We start from the raw sequence: 15,816 nt of genomic DNA on the forward strand, positions 1-15,816 counted from the left end.
GTTAGAGCCCCCTTTCCTTGATCCACTCACGAACTTTGACGCCAGTTTCTAATCCATTAACGCCCGAGGTCACAACCCGATCTCCGTCGTTAAGACCCGAAATAATATGACGTTTTTCATCAATGACTATCGCAACTTCTTCGACGATACCATCGCTATTTACGCGCCATACTGAGACATCATCTCCATTGGTCATCATTGCTGAGGTTGGAATTTTTGTCGCCGCTGCTTGTGAAGAAACAAGGTTAACCGTGCCAGACATACCCGGCAGGATGCCGATATCAGTCGGTCTCTCCATTACCATGGTGACCTTGTATGACCCGGTTTTTGGATCGGCTTCGGTATCGACTTCTTGAAAGGTGAGGACATAAGAATGTTCGGGGAAGGCATCGAATACCATAGTTGCGTCGGTCTCAAACCCTGCAGAAAAGCGTGCAATTAATTGGTCAGGCAATAAGAAGACAACTTTGAGGATCTGATTCGTTTGGATATTCATGACACCTTGCTTAGCCGCGATGTATTCGTGGTTTTCAGCAGGAATGATAGAAATAGTACCATCATAAGGCGCAACGAGTGTGGTGTAGCGAAGATTCGCTTTGGCTTGATTTAAAACCGCTCTCGCAGAGTTATGATTTGCTTTCGCTTGGTCAAAATCTTGCTCAGAAACCACTCTATCCTTACGTAGCTTGATGGAGCGTTGGTATTGCACATCGGCAAGTTTGAAGTTAGCTCTCGCTTGCTTCTCTAACAACTGATATTCGTCAGGATTAAGCGTTGCAAGCCCATCACCTTTGGAGACCTGTTGCCCTGCAGTGACATCGATCGTTTTTAGTAAACCGGGGACTCGAAATGCCAATACGGCTTTATCGCCCGCTTCAGTAGTCGCAGGAAAATTTCGTTCGAAGGCATTGTTACCGACCGAGACGGTGAAGAGTTTGGCTGGTCGTGATTCGGGTTCAGGAACCGGAGGGAGCTCCTTACCACACCCAGATAACCCAGATAAGGTCACCAATAGGACTAGGGAGGCTTTGTACATTGCGATCATCCATATCTATAAATATTTTATTAACATAGATTAATCACATGTAACTTACCAGTTATCGCAAGATTTATTTAGACAAAATTATTAAAAAAAATAACGGCTTGGGATAAATTTTCCTAAACCGTTATCTAATCTTTTTGAGGCTTAACCACTACATGTTCTTAAATGCACGGTCGACTTTAAAAGTGTCCGAAGTCACATAAGCTTCCATATTGCGTACACTGGTCTCTAACGTCTGGAAATCCCCCTCTAAAGTGCCCAACAAAGACTCTGCTGTTTGCCCTTTTTCCCAGGGTTTTTGCTTGAGTGTGTGCTCTTGTTTGGCTTTCATCTGATCGACATATTGAGGTGGTTGTTTTTCAAGCATAAATGTCAAAGCTAAATACGCTAATAACACCAAAAAGCTACCACCTAGCAGTGCGGCTGAGATAACTAAGATGCGAACCAACCAAACTTCAAGGCCCAAATAGTTCGCTAACCCGGCACACACGCCAGACAATTTACCGTTAATCGGATCGCGATACAGTTCTCTACTCATAGTTTCGTCTCCAATTAGGCGACTCCGCATCCAGTATCTTTTCTAGCGTTTTTACACGGTCTTGCATCGACTCGGCTTGCTCAGAAAGCTTATGCAAACGCTGAAGATCCGTTTCTGAAAGACCATTACTGGATTTCTTCTTGCTGCGGTAATGTAAGAATAACCATAGCGGTGCCACGAAGATTAAAAAAACAATCAGTGGACCTGCAATTAGAAATGTTGACATAGACAACTCCTAAATTATTTATCGCGGTTTTCAACTTGTTGCTTCAGTTTCGCTAGCTCTTTTTCAATTTCATCTTGAGCTTGTAGCTCTGCAAACTCTTGGTCTAAAGATTTTGCGTTACCCGTCTTAGCGTAAACGTCCGCTTCAGCTTCTAATTCATCCACTTTACGCGAGAATTGCTCAAACTTCGCCATTGCTTCGTTGGTTTTGCTTGAGTGCAGGTGTTTTTGAACATCACGGCGGTTACTTGCAGCGTTGTTACGGATCATCAATGCTTGTTGCTTTGCTCGAGTTTCTGCAATTTTAGTTTCAAGCTTGCCAATCTCACTGGTTAGCTTTTCTATGGTTTCATGAACCAAAGTTTGCTCGGTGTGAAGGCTCTTGATGATGTCTTCCAGCTTTTGCTTTTCAATTAGCGCTGCTCTCGCTAAATCTTCACGTTGCTTAGTAAGTGCCAGTGTCGCTTTATTTTGCCAATCTAGAATCTGCGTTTCGATAGCTTCAACTTTACGCGCTAGCTCTTTCTTGTCTGCGATGGCTTTTGCAGAGTTAGTACGAACCTCAACCAGCGTGTCTTCCATTTCTTGGATAATCAGGCGAATCATCTTTTCAGGATCTTCAGCCTTATCTAATAGTGCACTGATGTTTGAATTTACGATGTCTGCAAAGCGAGAAAAAATACCCATGAGAAGCTCCTTAATTACAATAATGGCAAATGTGCTTTAAATAGTTGTTCAACTCTCAAACCACTTGCTAAAAAATTTACGTTTGTAGTTAAACCTACCATAGGTAATCCAAGTAGCGTGCCAACTTTTAATATACTAATTATCAGCTACTTACAATGTAATGGCGATTAATCCGAACCATGCTATGATGAATTTAACCAAGTATTGGTATTTTTCACCACTACAGTTCTGTGATTAATTCTATTTACATCAAGTGATGTCAATAAAGCTCTCTAAATCATGCCCATTGGAAATCAGACCATACAAGGACCCATTATGCAGCAGAATCTCATTGGTGAATCCCCTAGTTTTCTCTCTGTTTTGGATAAAGTGTCTCAACTCGCGCCAATCGAAAGACCGATTCTGATCATTGGTGAACGTGGTACAGGTAAAGAGTTAATCGCTCAAAGGCTGCATTACCTTTCAAGGCGCTGGGACCAACCATTGATCTCACTGAACTGCTCAACCCTTAGCGAAGGGTTGATTGATTCAGAGTTGTTTGGTCATGAATCAGGTTCTTTTACTGGTTCAAAAGGTCGTCATCAAGGTCGCTTTGAAAGGGCCGAAGGTGGCACTCTGTTCTTAGATGAACTAGCGACCACCCCCCTTGCCGTTCAAGAGAAACTATTGCGTGTTATTGAATACGGGCAATATGAGCGTGTCGGTGGACAAAAGGCGCTAAGTGCCAATGTGCGACTGGTGTGTGCGACCAATGCTGACTTACCAGACATGGCGTTAAAAGGCGAATTCAGACCCGATTTATTAGATAGACTGGCGTTTGATGTCATTACTATCCCACCTCTTCGCGAACGAAAAGAAGACATCACGCTGCTAGCAGAATACTACGCCATTAAGATGTGTCGAGAATTAGAATTGGAGCTGTTTGTCGGTTTTGCTCCATCTGCTGTTGAGGCACTATTGGATTATTCTTGGCCGGGAAATGTGAGAGAACTCAAAAACGTCGTTGAACGAGCTATCTACCAGCACGGTAAAGACCCATATCCTATTGAATCTTTGGTGTTTAACCCCTTTAAACCGACATGGAAAATAGATCAAGATTCCACGCACGAAACTGGCAATGATCTGTCCAACAGCCATACTCCATTAGAGCACTCATTTTCTTTGCCGCTTGATTACAAAGCATGGCAAGAACAGCAAGACATTAAATTACTCAATCAAGCACTAAAACAGAGCAAGTATAACCAGAAGCAAGCAGCAGAATTACTTGGGTTAACCTATAACCAATTACGTGGAATGGTGAGGAAGTACGCGATTGTAGGGCAAGCTAACGATAAATAGCTGTCCACACTTGATTATTATTTGGAGCCGAATAAATAAAATGTTAAATTGTCGGGATCTTGAGGCTCCTCTAACGCCTCGTTTCGAAAAGTATTTCTTTTTATGAAAGCACTAATAAGACTATCACTGAGCATCTGCACGCTTGGCTTTTTAGCTGGATGTGGTGAGAGTGTCACTCACGAGCAAATCCGTGAAAAAGGCTTCATTTATTGCGGCCAAGGTAATCCTAGTACCTTCAATCCACAATTGGTTGATAGTGGCATTACCTCAGAATCGCTGAGCCCTCAAATTTTCGATACCCTGCTCACTCTTGATCCTATGACTTACCGACCAAAACAGAACTTGGCAACAAGCTGGTCTGTCGATAAATCAGGTACAGAATACACTTTCAAGCTGCGCCCAAATGTTGCGTTTCAAACTACAGATTGGTTTACCCCAACCCGCAGTATGAATGCACTGGATGTGGTCTTTAGTTTTGAACGTATCATTGATAGTTCAAACCCATTTCATTATGTGGGCGGCGGTTTATATCCATGGTTCGCAGGCATCGACTTTCAAAACCTGATTGTTGAAATCACGGCGGTGGATGACCTAACGGTGAAGTTCCAGTTAAGTCGCCCAGATAATTCATTTCTTAACAATATCGCCACCAGCTATGCGGTTATCCACTCCAAAGAGTATGCCAACAAGCTGATTACCACAGATGAAAAAAATGAAATAGACTCCAAGCCAGTTGGGACAGGTCCTTTTTACTTGGATGAATACCAAATCAATGATCTTGTACGCTTGAAAAAGAACAAGCATTACTGGAAGGGTGAAGTACAAATGGATCAAGTTGTGTTCGACACTTCCCAACGTGGTACCGGAACACTGGCCAAGCTGCTTCGCAGTGAGTGTGACGTGTTGAACTCACCAATTTCTAGCCAGATCCCTATTATTCAAGCTCATGAAGAGTTGAAGATTTCTGCCACACCTGCAGTAAATGTCTCTTTCATCGCGTTGAACACCGAGCATCCTGCATTGCGTGACTCACGAGTACGTAAAGCACTGAACTTGGCTATTAACCGTGAGAACATTCTTGATTCTGTGTACTACGGTACAGGTACAAAAGCCTACACGTTACTTCCCCCTACTTCTTGGGCTTATCAAAAAGACAGTGTTCAAGTTCGCTATGATCGAAACTACGCGATCGCACTTCTTAGAGAGGCCGGTGTAGAACCTGGGTTAGAGCTTTCAATGTGGGTACCACTAGAGCCACGCGCTTATAACCCGAGTCCAAGAAAAACTGCAGAATTAATCCAAGCGAACTTGGCCGATATTGGTATCGAACTCAAACTCTATACCGATGATCGATTTGACCGAACACAGCTGTCTTCAATTTCCTCAACAGATTTGTTACTCACAGGTTGGATTGGCAGCACGGGCGACCCAGACAACTTCTTGCGTCCACTTCTATCATGTAGTTCGGAACGCGCAGGATTAAACGTCTCTATGTGGTGCAACTCAGACTTTGATTTCCTTCTCGACTTAGCATTAGAAATTAATCAACAAAGGCACCGTGTGAACTTGTATCGACAAGCCCAAAACATTCTTAATGAAGAAGTTCCTGTGATACCTCTCGCTCATGGCGTGCAATTCCGCGTGCACGATCGTTCGCTAACAGGTTTTAAACGTAGTCCTTTTAATGCTCAACCTTTTGATCAAGTCAGAAGGGAGGTGAACTGATGTTTTGGTATACATTAAGACGTGTAAACTTATTCATTATTACGCTTGGAATTCTGACTTTAGTGGGCTTTGCTCTACTTCGATTAGACCAAACATCACCTTGGGCAATTCAAGATTTTTGGCCAGGTTGGCTTAGCTATGTCAGCGAATTATCGACGCTGAATTTCGGCCTGAGCAAACACGGTGTTCCTATCATCGAAGAGCTTGTCGTGGTATTCCCTGCGACCTTAGAATTGTGCTTCTTTGCTTTTTTACTCGCACTGTTTATCGGCATCCCTTTCGGCACAATTGCTGGTATGAAACAGGGCAAGTTTGTCGATACTACGATATCGTTTACTTCAATGGCAGGCTACTCAGCACCTATATTTTGGGTCGCATTGCTAATGATCATGGTGTTTTCACTGCACTTCGAGATGTTCCCTGTTGGGGGGCGATACGATCTACTTTACGAAATTGAACACGTGACTGGATTTGCAATGATTGATGCCTTCTTTGCCGAAGGTAACTATCGAGCACACGCCCTACAGAGCGTAATAGACCATATGGCGTTACCTTGTCTTGTTTTGGCGCTCGCTCCAACAACCCAGGTTATCCGACTAATGAGAGCGTCAGTGGCTGAAGTGATGGCTCAAAACTACATCCGTGCCGCACGAATTAAAGGTCTTTCAACAAGAGAGATCGTCACTCAACACGTATTAAGAAATGCAATACCACCGATTATTCCTAAGGTCGGCGTTCAACTCTCCAGTATGTTAACGCTCGCTATCATCACCGAGTCTATCTTTAACTGGCCGGGCATTGGCCGCTGGTTACTGGATGCATTATCCAATCAAGATTACGTTTCAATTCAAGCTGGTGTAATTGTAGTAGCAACCTTGGTTTTGACCGCGAATATACTGTCTGATCTACTGGGCGCGATGGTCAATCCTCTGGTAAGGAAGGAATGGTATGCTAACAAATAACGTCTACCAAGAAGAACAGATTCCAACCCAATTCGAGCGTTTCTGGCGCAGCTTCCGTGGCAATAATCTCGCAATGTTTGGACTGTGGTGTTTGGTCTTGATCATTCTGATCACCATCACTTCACCATGGCTAGCACCGCATGATGCTCAAGAGCAGACGGGGCACCTACTAACACCTCCTTCTTGGGATCCTGCTGGAACAGTTGAGTATTTTCTAGGTACTGATGATTTAGGGCGAGATATTCTATCCCGTCTGATTATTGGCTCTCAGCTGACATTTGGTGCCGCAGTCGTGATTACCTTTATCGCAGCAGTCATCGGTTGTCTGATTGGCGTACTTGCAGGTATGACTCGTGGGTTGCTATCAAGCACGCTAAACCACCTGCTTGACACGGTAATGTCTATTCCGTCTCTGCTACTCGCGATTATCTTCGTGGCATTTCTTGGCTTTGGCGAGTTTAATATCTTGCTAGCCCTATGTTTGGCATTGATTCCACGCTTTATTCGTTCGGTATACATTGCCGTGCATGCAGAAGTAGAAAAAGACTATATTTTGGCTTCTCGCCTTGATGGTGCAAATGACTTCTACCTGTTATGGAATTCAATCCTTCCTAATATTCTTACTGTAGTGGCACTTGAAATTACACTGGCATTGTCAGTCGCCATTCTTGACATCACGGCCTTAGGTTTCTTAGGCCTTGGCGCTCAAGCACCAAGTACAGAGTGGGGCTCTATTTTGGGTGACTCTGTAGAGCTGATTTACCTTGCACCATGGACAGTAACCCTACCCGGCTTAGCCATTATGTTTACAGTGATCGTGATTAACCTCGTCGGTGAAGGTGTTCGCCAAGCGCTAAATGCAGGAATCGAATAATGCCGTTACTTGATATTCGACATCTAACCATCGAGATAGAGACTCCTCAAGGGATGGTTAAAGCCGTAGATCGAATGAGTATTACCCTCAATGAGGGAGAAATTCGTGGCTTAGTAGGTGAATCAGGCTCAGGAAAGAGCTTGGTAGCAAAAGCGATCGTCGGTGTTTGTAAAGAAAACTGGAAAGTGTCAGCCGACCGAATGCGCCTTGGCAATATCGACCTGCTGCAACTGACGCCCAAAGAACGGCGCCGAGTGATCGCTCGCGATATCGCGATGATCTTCCAAGAACCATCGACGTGTCTTGACCCTTCCGAAAAAGTGGGACGCCAGCTGATTGAGGCGATTCCTTCGCGTTCATTTGAAGGTCGATGGTGGCAACGGTTTAAGTGGCGTAAAAAGCAAGCGATAGCATTACTGCATAAAGTGGGAATCAAAAATCACTCTCACCTAATGGACAGTTATTCTTATGAGTTGACGGATGGTGAGTGTCAAAAGGTCATGATCGCGATGGCTATTGCAGCCAAGCCAAAAGTGCTAATAGCCGATGAACCAACCAACGATTTAGACCCCATTACGCAGTCTCAAATATTGCGCTTATTGAGCCGAATGAATCAGCTCCATAACACGACGATTCTCCTTATCGGGCACGATTTAACGACCATCACTCAATGGGCAACACGAATTACCGTGATGTACTGCGGCCAGTCCGTTGAGTCAGCCGATACGACAAAACTATTGGATGTACCAAAGCACCCTTACACTGTCGCACTACTAAAAGCGATGCCCGACTTTAATGACTGGATTCCCCATAAAGAAAAATTGCAATCTTTACCCGGGTCAATTCCTCCGCTGCAACACCTTCCAATTGGTTGTCGCCTGGGGCCTCGTTGCCCATACGCGCAAAGACAGTGTGTAGAGATTCCACATACTAAGCGTATGAAGAATCACAAATTTAACTGTCACTTCCCTCTGAATATGGAGAAGAAAAAGAAATCATGAGTGCACTATTAGAAGTCAGTGATTTATCTAAAGACTTTACGACTCGCTCTGGTCTTTTCCGTAAAAAGATTCATCAGGCAGTGAAGCCTGTCAGTTTTTCCCTTGAAGCGGGGCAGACGATTGGTTTTATTGGTCAGAATGGTTCAGGAAAATCGACATTAGCTAGAATGCTTGCCGGCATGGTTGAACCGACTGCGGGTGAAATTCGTGTGAACGGGGAAAAACTAGAACACAAAGACTACTCGACTCGCTGTAAACTGATTCGAATGATCTTCCAAGATCCGAACACCTCGCTAAACCCACGCATCCAGATTGGTCGAATCCTTGAAGGACCATTGAAGCGAAATACCAACATGCCACCAGAAGCCCGCATGCGCCGCGTAAAGGACACATTATTACGTGTTGGGCTTCTACCAGAACACGCTTACTTCTATCCTCAGATGCTTGCTGCAGGCCAGAAGCAGAGGGTTTGTTTGGCTCGCGCGTTGATACTTCAGCCTTCCATCATTGTTGCTGATGAAGCGTTGAATGGTTTGGATATGGCGATGCGTTCGCAAATCATCAATCTGTTCCTAGAACTTCAAGAAGAGATGGGCGTATCGTTCGTTTATGTTTCCCAACACATCGGCATCGTTAAACACATCACAGATAAGATCATCGTCATGCACGAAGGCAATGTAGTTGAAAGTGGTGAAACTCATGAAGTGCTTACCAACCCAACTCACCAAATCACACAAAGGTTAGTTGAGAGCCACTTCTATAAAGCACCAAGCCATTAATCTGTGATTGCGCTATATTCCGCAAAGGGGAAAGATATGTTACCAAGAGCTTCAATGCTTCCCCTCTTGTTGGCGCTGCTGTCCTTTAATGCAGCAAGCACACCACTCACATGGCTAGATAGAACCTTCGTCGAAACTGCCTTTTATCACGTCGCACTTCAACACGAATATTCACAAGGCGACAAGCTACTCGCTAAATGGAAACAGCCTATCAAGGTATGGGTTGATCATCGAGTGGGTGATAAAGAGCTGCATCAGGAGCTCACGGAACTTCATCTCCAACACTTGTCCGAAGTGACCCAGCACCCCATAACAATCGTTAAAAATAAGTCTGAAGCGAATGTAAAATGGATATACACGAGGCAGAGTCAGTGGATATCTGAGGCGAAATCGATACTCAAGCTCAAATCAACTCAGCATTTAGATAACGCTATTTGCACAGCGGGTTATCGAACCAATTCTAAAGGTGAGATCGTTTACGCCGGGGTTATTATTCCAGTCGATCAAGCAAGATCGCGAGGTAAGCTGGTCGCATGTATAGTGGAAGAGATCACACAGGTTCTAGGCCTGCCGAATGATTCAGATAAAGCCTACCCTTCTATTTTCAATGATCACACGCCAGAAGACTTGTTATCCCCCTTAGATGTGGTGCTGTTAAAGCTACTGTATGAGCCTCAATTGAAAGTGGGAATGACAAAAGAACAGGCAAAACCAGTTGTTCGAAAAATACTGAAAAGATACAGCGAAACAGGTGTACTTAAGCAAGCTTCAAAAGCCGCTCAACAAGCACCATTGTATCAATTGATCGGGTACTGACGAAAATGCGTTGAAAATAGCTTAGACGGGAGCAGTAAGAATATAGCGCCGCCTCAAAGGCAACGCTGAATTAGAATGTTACTGTGTTACGGGAACAAAAAGCATTAACGCTTAGCGGCCTGCTTTTTCAATTCGAAGTCGAACTCATCCGGGAATAAGATAACACCTTCTTCTTGCTCGTTCGGGAACACAACAACTGCAAGCTCGTCGTCTTCTAGACCGTTAGTCCAACGGCTATGCCATTTGTTTAGTGAAATAGACTCCGCTTTACACTCAGACCAATCACCCGTCGCCCAAGACTCCGCAAACTCTTGATTTGGCCATACAGGAACACAGTCTTCATCTTCTGTGTTCAGCATTACACAACCGTGTTCATCGGTTAAGATCCATACTTCACGGTTCGCTACGATTTCTTTCACACAGTACTTCAGGCGTTGCTCACCCGTATACTTATTGATTTCAGCGATTTTTTTATCGTCTAGCTGTGTAGTCATCTCAATTTCCTACTTTAGTCAGTAACTTTGTTCTTAAAGCTATTTTATGCCGAGTGTTTTTAACTTCAAACATTATCGATGAAGAAGAAAGTCTACTTCAAAGAAAAACGCCTGCTAAATAAGCAGGCGTTTATAATTAAGCGACTTGGTTAAACAAGCTCGCCTTGAAGCCAAGGCCAACCTTGCTTCTTACGGCTAAGTGTATTTTCCATCATCAATACACCGTCTTTCTCGAATTTAACCAGCTTATCAGCCCACTCACCTTTGTATAGAAGACGAGTTTGAGCTGTAGTGATATCTGTCAGCATTACTGCAGCGAACGCTAGACCATCTTTCTCACAACGCGCTTCAAGATCAGCTTCTAGCGCTTCGATCATGCCGTCTACTTGCTCAAGAGTCGCAAGCTCAACTTGACCAACAACAACATCGCGACCGTTGAATGGGTAGCCTTTAAGGTCTTTTTCTACTAGCTGTGCAGCAGATAGGCCTTCGATGTTTGTTTTAGCAATTAGAAGTGCTTTGATGAAAGCATCAACGTCTGTTACGCCAGCGATTTCAGCAAGCTCAGTAACAGCGTCTTTGTCTTTTTGAGTACATGTTGGAGAAGCAAAACCAACTGTGTCTGAAAGAATTGCAGACATCATCAGTTTAGCGATTTGTTGAGAGATAGCGTGACCTTCAATCTTGAACATGTTGAAAAGTACTGTGTTTGTACAGCCAACAGGCCAGATCCAAGCTTCCATAGGGTTAACTGTCATCACGTCACCTAGACGGTGATGATCGACAATGCCTACGATCTCTGCTTCAGCAACATCGTCTGGTGCTTGTGCTAGATCTGAGTAGTCTACTAGCCAGATTTTCTCACCAGCAACAGAAGTACGAAGTTCTGGAGACTCAGCGCCAGCAACTTCTAGAATGTGTTGAGTTTCGCGGTTGATCTCGCCTTGGCGAATTGGTGTCGCTTCCTCGCCACGAGCTTTAAGAAGCTCAGTTGCAACTAACGCACTACAAATACTGTCACTATCAGGGTTTTTGTGACCAACAACTAAAATCATGTTTCTTCCTATTACACTAACAATTATGACTCTACCTTTAGAGTCTCTCTTTATTAGACATACTTTACCTCATTTTTTTAGATTGGTCATGTTTCGTGGGTTTGGCCAATGGTAACAATAGATAAAAAAACAACGAATGCAATTGATAATTATTATCATTCGTATATGATTATCTTAATACACAAATTTTGAGTGACACTTATGGATCGACTAATCTCTTTTTTGCCAAGCAGCAGCGCTGCGAAAACAACTCAGTTTTCACTGTCTTTTAAGCGCCTGCTTTTACCTATTTCACTTGCGGCGTTAGTTGCAGCTCCTGCTACGCGAGAATTGACGGTCACTACCTTGTCAGACGCCTTCTGGGCAGTGTCATGTTACGTTGCGCTAACCTTAGCGATTTACCACTGGTTAAGTCTATACATCAACAAAGACAACGTCTTCAATAAGCTCGTCCATCAATCTCGTTCAAACCAAGTTGTATTCGCCGCGCTAATGGGGGCATTGCCAGGCTGTGGGGGGGCGATTGTGGTCACCACACAATTTATTTCAGGCAAACTCGGATTTGGTGCGGTTGTGGCTGTGCTCGTCTCAACCATGGGTGACGCGGCCTTCCTGTTAATTGCTAGCGAGCCCAAAACAGGTTTAGCCATGATGGCGATGGGCATAATAGTGGGTACCGCCTCAGGACGAATCACAAACTTGTTTCACGCAGACGACTTTTTACGCCCGAAACAGGCAGAGAAAAATGAAGCGGAAAACAACGGCGCCTCACAACCTCAAGATCAAAACCCTGTCTCTAAAAAAGCGATAAACCTTCAGGGTTACCTATGGTCTGTGCTTATTATTCCGGGAGCCGCAGTTGCCCTGCTTGGCTCTTTTCAAGTCGATGTAAACCAGTTGCTCACACTGCCTGAAATGTCTATGGAATGGACGGGAACGATTTTACTGATCAGCTCGATGTTCCTGTGGGGGCTTACCCGTGAAATTGAGGATTACAAATCAGCCGTAAGTGAAGATGAGAAATGTTTAGGCTCTCATCCATTACAAAAAACCGCTCAAGACACCAACTTTGTCACCGCATGGGTGGTGGTTGCTTTTCTTTTCTTCGAATTTGGCTCTGTGATTGCAAATGTCGATTTTGCGACGCTATTCTCAAGCTGGGGCATGATGCTCCCCCTGGCGGGTGTGTTGATGGGTTTGTTACCGGGGTGTGGTCCGCAATTGTTGGTCACTAGCCTATACCTTTCAGGCGCACTGCCACTTTCTGCTCAGGTAGGTAACGCAATTTCAAATGATGGTGATGCTTTATTCCCAGCTATCGCAATGGCACCTAAAGCTGCTCTTGTAGCAACGTTATATTCAGGCGTGCCCGCATTAATCTGTGCATACGGTTATTGGTTTATGTTCGAGCTTTAGCTTTATGTACGAAACTTGAGCTCTATATATAAAGTTTGAGTTCTGGATTTGCGTTCAAGGCTGAGATTTATATTCAAGGTTTAAGCATAACCCCCATAGGTTTTTATTAGGTCGGTACTTTGTATCGGCCTTTTTGTTTCCAGTAACCTAAGCTTGTTACAAGAAATTCTTTTGACATACTCTCCCTACTCGATTGTTTCTACAGCTTATCAGTAGCAGCACGTTGTAGCCCTTCTCAAATACACCTCCATAAACACTATGACAATGTTTTGTTAGAAACCCCAATCAGGGCACCAGAAAAACAAAAAGCCCCGGTAAGAGTCCTTACAGGGGCTTTAATTCAAGCTTTTGTACTTAAGTTACTTAGCAAATAAGCTCGGTTGCTCAAGTAACAACTTAAGAAACTTCGATTGGACCACCGAATGAAGTTACAGGAGGCAGTTTGCCTTGGAACTTCTCGAAGTTGACCAAACATGTATTTGCTGACGTTGCTTGAGCAAGTTCAGACGTACCGATGTCTTGAGTTAGTGTGTTTGGATCGCCGTATGTACATAGCGCGCCAACTTTCTCGTTAATCGGGCCATACCAAGCACCTTCTTCGATACGAACAACACCAGGCGCGTAGCTATCCATTAGAACAGCACCTGCTAGTAGTTGCCCACGGTCATTGAACACACGTACTACGTCGCCATCTTTGATGCCTTTCTTCTTAGCATCGATTGGGTTGATGTAGATTGGCTCACGGCCTTGTACCGCGTAAGTCGCACGCCACTCTTCAGATTCACACATCTGAGAGTGAAGACGCTTGTCTGGGTGACAAGATTGTAGCCAGTACGGGTGTTTGTCAGAGCCTGGACCACCGTGTGAACGTTCAGATTTCTCAAACCACATTGGGTGTTCTTGACAGTGCTCGTAACCCATATTGCCAACAGTACGGCTTGTGATTTCGATGAAACCAGAAGGAGTACCTAGTGCGTTGATCTCTGGATCTTCACGGAATGAAGCGTGACGAGTCCATGGCTTACCTTTACCGAAGTCTAGGAAACCTTTCTCCCAGAACTCAGCAAACTCAGGCATTTCGAAGCTGCCTTCGTTTGATGCACGACATTCGTCATACAGAGATTTAACCCACTGCATTTCGTCCATACCACGCGTGTAATCGTCGTAACGGCCCCAACGCTTAGTTAGGCTAGACATGATCTCGAAGTCAGTTTTAGACTGGAACAGAGGATCCACTAGTTTGTGCATCGCGATCAAACCACGGCCAGAGTACGCGCCGTAACCATCAATATCATTACGTTCCCACTGAGTACATGCAGGAAGCACGATATCAGAGTGACGACAAGTTGCAGTCCAAGCGAAATCAACAGCCACTACAGTTTGTAGGCTCTTGAATGCTTTACGCATCTTGTTGCGATCTTGGTGGTGGTGCCACGGGTTATTACCACTGAATACCATCATCTTGATATCCGGTAGTGTTACCGTTGAACCGTTCGCTTTGATCTTCTTACCTGGCTCTAGCAAGCTATCTACCCAACGAGCAACAGGGATTACACGGCTGTAACCGTTGTAATCAGTGTTAGTGTGCTTAGGCGATTGACCTTGGTCGATGTTCAGCGGGAATGAACCCGGAGCAGCGAAGCCAGTTGAAGATACACCGATACCAGAGTAGTGGTGACCATAAGAGATACCACCGCCTGGAAGACCAATTTGGCCAACCATTGCTGCAATAACGGCACACATCCAGTAAGGCTGCTCACCGTGCTCTTGACGTTGGATACTCCAACCAACAAGAATCTGCGTACGACCGTTAACCAGCATCTTAGCGAATTCACGGATAGAGTCCGCGCTTGCGCCACAGATAGCCGAAGCCCACTCTGGTGTCTTCTCAACTTTATCTTTCGTTTCACCTTGAACGTACTTGATGAAGTCTTCAAAACCTAGACAGTAAGTTTCGATGAACTTCTTGTCGTATAGGTCTTCGTTGTAAAGAACGTGAGCAACACCAAGCATGAATGCCACATCAGTTTGTGGGTTGATGTACATTTGCTCGTTTTCTAGGTAACGGCCTGTTTTGTTTTTAACAGGGTCAACAGAAACAACGTTGATCTCTTTCTTAGCAACTTTCTCTTTCAGCTGTTCTAAATATGCAAATGACTCGTGAGTCTCACATGTCCAACCTACTTGCAGGTTTTTAACTGGATCGTTACCCCAAAGAACAATGTTGTCACTGTTTTCTAGGATAAGTTCCCAAGATGTACCTTGTGCGTAAACTTCAGTAGAACCTAGCACGTAAGGCATGATCGTTTGACCAGCACCTGTTGAGTAGTCACCGATTTTCTTCACAGAGTAACCGTGAAGTGCCATTGCACGTTGCATGTGGTTAGTACAGCTGTGGAACTGACCCGTTTGTCTCCAACCAGTTTGACCTGTGTGAAGCGCCCATGGACCGTAATCTTTCTGTACGCGCTCTAGTTCGCGGTAAACAAGGTCTAGTGCCTCATCCCAAGTCACACGAATAAAACGGTTGTTACCACGCGTGTCTGCGCTGTATTTATGCTTCTTCAACCAATCTAGGCGAACCATTGGGTAACGCACACGTGATGGGCTGTAGATAATACCTTTAATACCTTTCAACATCTCAGTTGGGTGTTGATCGATTTCTAGAGGTTTAATCTCTTGTACTTTACCCGCGTAAACGCGAGCTCGGAATGCACCCCAGTGAGAACCAGAGACTTTCCACGCGCCGTCTGTTTCTGCTGCAGACGCTGATGCCGACGCCAATAAGCTTGGACCGATAACCGATGCCGCACTTGTAGTAGCGACACCTTTAAGAAAACTTCTTCTTGTAATTGCCATTGTGT

The 15,816-nt window shown here is 44.6% G+C and carries 15 protein-coding genes; 8 read left to right on the plus strand and 7 right to left on the minus strand.

The genetic code is table 11. The features are described from left to right. Window position 1 precedes the first annotated feature (1 nt). From Q5H80_RS08920 to pspA, 4 genes are all read right to left on the minus strand, one after another. Window positions 2–1,036: an efflux RND transporter periplasmic adaptor subunit gene (locus tag Q5H80_RS08920; RefSeq protein ID WP_304564503.1), complete on the minus strand. Its 1,035-nt coding sequence runs from the start codon at window positions 1,034–1,036 to the stop codon at window positions 2–4. 157 nt (window positions 1,037–1,193) lie between these two features. Continuing rightward, a complete protein-coding gene (pspC, locus tag Q5H80_RS08925; protein ID WP_304564504.1) occupies window positions 1,194–1,580 on the minus strand; it encodes an envelope stress response membrane protein PspC in 387 nt (128 codons plus the stop codon). Beyond that, window positions 1,573–1,806, minus strand: a complete 234-nt coding sequence (pspB, locus tag Q5H80_RS08930; protein ID WP_009848775.1) for an envelope stress response membrane protein PspB — start codon at window positions 1,804–1,806, stop codon at window positions 1,573–1,575. The genes pspC and pspB overlap by 8 nt, the downstream gene beginning before the upstream one ends. A 14-nt stretch (window positions 1,807–1,820) precedes the next feature. Further along, the gene (gene pspA, locus Q5H80_RS08935; RefSeq protein WP_010440091.1) at window positions 1,821–2,492 is read right to left on the minus strand and encodes a phage shock protein PspA; all 672 of its coding nucleotides are present in this window, start codon (window positions 2,490–2,492) and stop codon (window positions 1,821–1,823) included. Between the two features lie 315 nt (window positions 2,493–2,807). Between pspA and pspF the strand changes: the two genes are divergently transcribed. The 7 genes from pspF (at window position 2,808) to Q5H80_RS08970 (ending at window position 9,987) form a co-directional block, all read left to right on the plus strand. Beyond that, window positions 2,808–3,830, plus strand: coding sequence for a phage shock protein operon transcriptional activator (pspF, locus tag Q5H80_RS08940; RefSeq protein ID WP_304564505.1), 1,023 nt, complete (start codon window positions 2,808–2,810; stop codon window positions 3,828–3,830). Between the two features lie 102 nt (window positions 3,831–3,932). Then, window positions 3,933–5,555 (plus strand): ABC transporter substrate-binding protein SapA, encoded by a 1,623-nt coding sequence (gene sapA, locus Q5H80_RS08945; RefSeq protein WP_304564506.1) that lies wholly within the window; start codon window positions 3,933–3,935, stop codon window positions 5,553–5,555. After that, window positions 5,555–6,517: an ABC transporter permease subunit gene (locus Q5H80_RS08950; RefSeq protein WP_304564507.1), complete on the plus strand. Its 963-nt coding sequence runs from the start codon at window positions 5,555–5,557 to the stop codon at window positions 6,515–6,517. Before sapA ends, Q5H80_RS08950 begins: the two co-directional genes overlap by 1 nt. Further along, window positions 6,504–7,391, plus strand: a complete 888-nt coding sequence (gene sapC, locus Q5H80_RS08955; protein WP_009848780.1) for a putrescine export ABC transporter permease SapC — start codon at window positions 6,504–6,506, stop codon at window positions 7,389–7,391. The genes Q5H80_RS08950 and sapC overlap by 14 nt, the downstream gene beginning before the upstream one ends. Further along, a complete protein-coding gene (locus Q5H80_RS08960) occupies window positions 7,391–8,392 on the plus strand; it encodes an oligopeptide/dipeptide ABC transporter ATP-binding protein (protein WP_304564508.1) in 1,002 nt (333 codons plus the stop codon). The genes sapC and Q5H80_RS08960 overlap by 1 nt, the downstream gene beginning before the upstream one ends. Then, the gene (locus Q5H80_RS08965) at window positions 8,389–9,171 is read left to right on the plus strand and encodes an ATP-binding cassette domain-containing protein (protein ID WP_009848782.1); all 783 of its coding nucleotides are present in this window, start codon (window positions 8,389–8,391) and stop codon (window positions 9,169–9,171) included. Before Q5H80_RS08960 ends, Q5H80_RS08965 begins: the two co-directional genes overlap by 4 nt. A 36-nt stretch (window positions 9,172–9,207) precedes the next feature. Next, a complete protein-coding gene (locus Q5H80_RS08970) occupies window positions 9,208–9,987 on the plus strand; it encodes a DUF2927 domain-containing protein (RefSeq protein WP_304564509.1) in 780 nt (259 codons plus the stop codon). 104 nt (window positions 9,988–10,091) lie between these two features. Here the strand turns inward: Q5H80_RS08970 and Q5H80_RS08975 are convergent, their stop codons facing one another. Both Q5H80_RS08975 and Q5H80_RS08980 read right to left on the minus strand, forming a co-directional pair. Then, on the minus strand, window positions 10,092–10,481 hold the full coding sequence (locus Q5H80_RS08975) for a DUF2750 domain-containing protein (protein WP_004734596.1): 390 nt from the start codon (window positions 10,479–10,481) through the stop codon (window positions 10,092–10,094). A 149-nt stretch (window positions 10,482–10,630) separates the two neighbouring features. Next, window positions 10,631–11,536 carry a manganese-dependent inorganic pyrophosphatase gene (locus tag Q5H80_RS08980; protein WP_304564510.1) on the minus strand — a complete coding sequence of 302 codons (906 nt, stop codon included), beginning with the start codon at window positions 11,534–11,536 and terminating at the stop codon, window positions 10,631–10,633. A gap of 201 nt (window positions 11,537–11,737) precedes the next feature. Between Q5H80_RS08980 and Q5H80_RS08985 the strand changes: the two genes are divergently transcribed. Beyond that, window positions 11,738–12,952, plus strand: coding sequence for a putative manganese transporter (locus Q5H80_RS08985; RefSeq protein ID WP_304564511.1), 1,215 nt, complete (start codon window positions 11,738–11,740; stop codon window positions 12,950–12,952). A 396-nt stretch (window positions 12,953–13,348) separates the two neighbouring features. Here the strand turns inward: Q5H80_RS08985 and torA are convergent, their stop codons facing one another. Beyond that, window positions 13,349–15,811 (minus strand): trimethylamine-N-oxide reductase TorA, encoded by a 2,463-nt coding sequence (torA, locus tag Q5H80_RS08990; RefSeq protein ID WP_304564512.1) that lies wholly within the window; start codon window positions 15,809–15,811, stop codon window positions 13,349–13,351. Window positions 15,812–15,816: the final 5 nt, after the last annotated feature.

This window comes from Vibrio sp. SNU_ST1, assembly GCF_030563405.1.
In the GTDB taxonomy this organism is placed as follows: Bacteria; Pseudomonadota; Gammaproteobacteria; order Enterobacterales; family Vibrionaceae; genus Vibrio.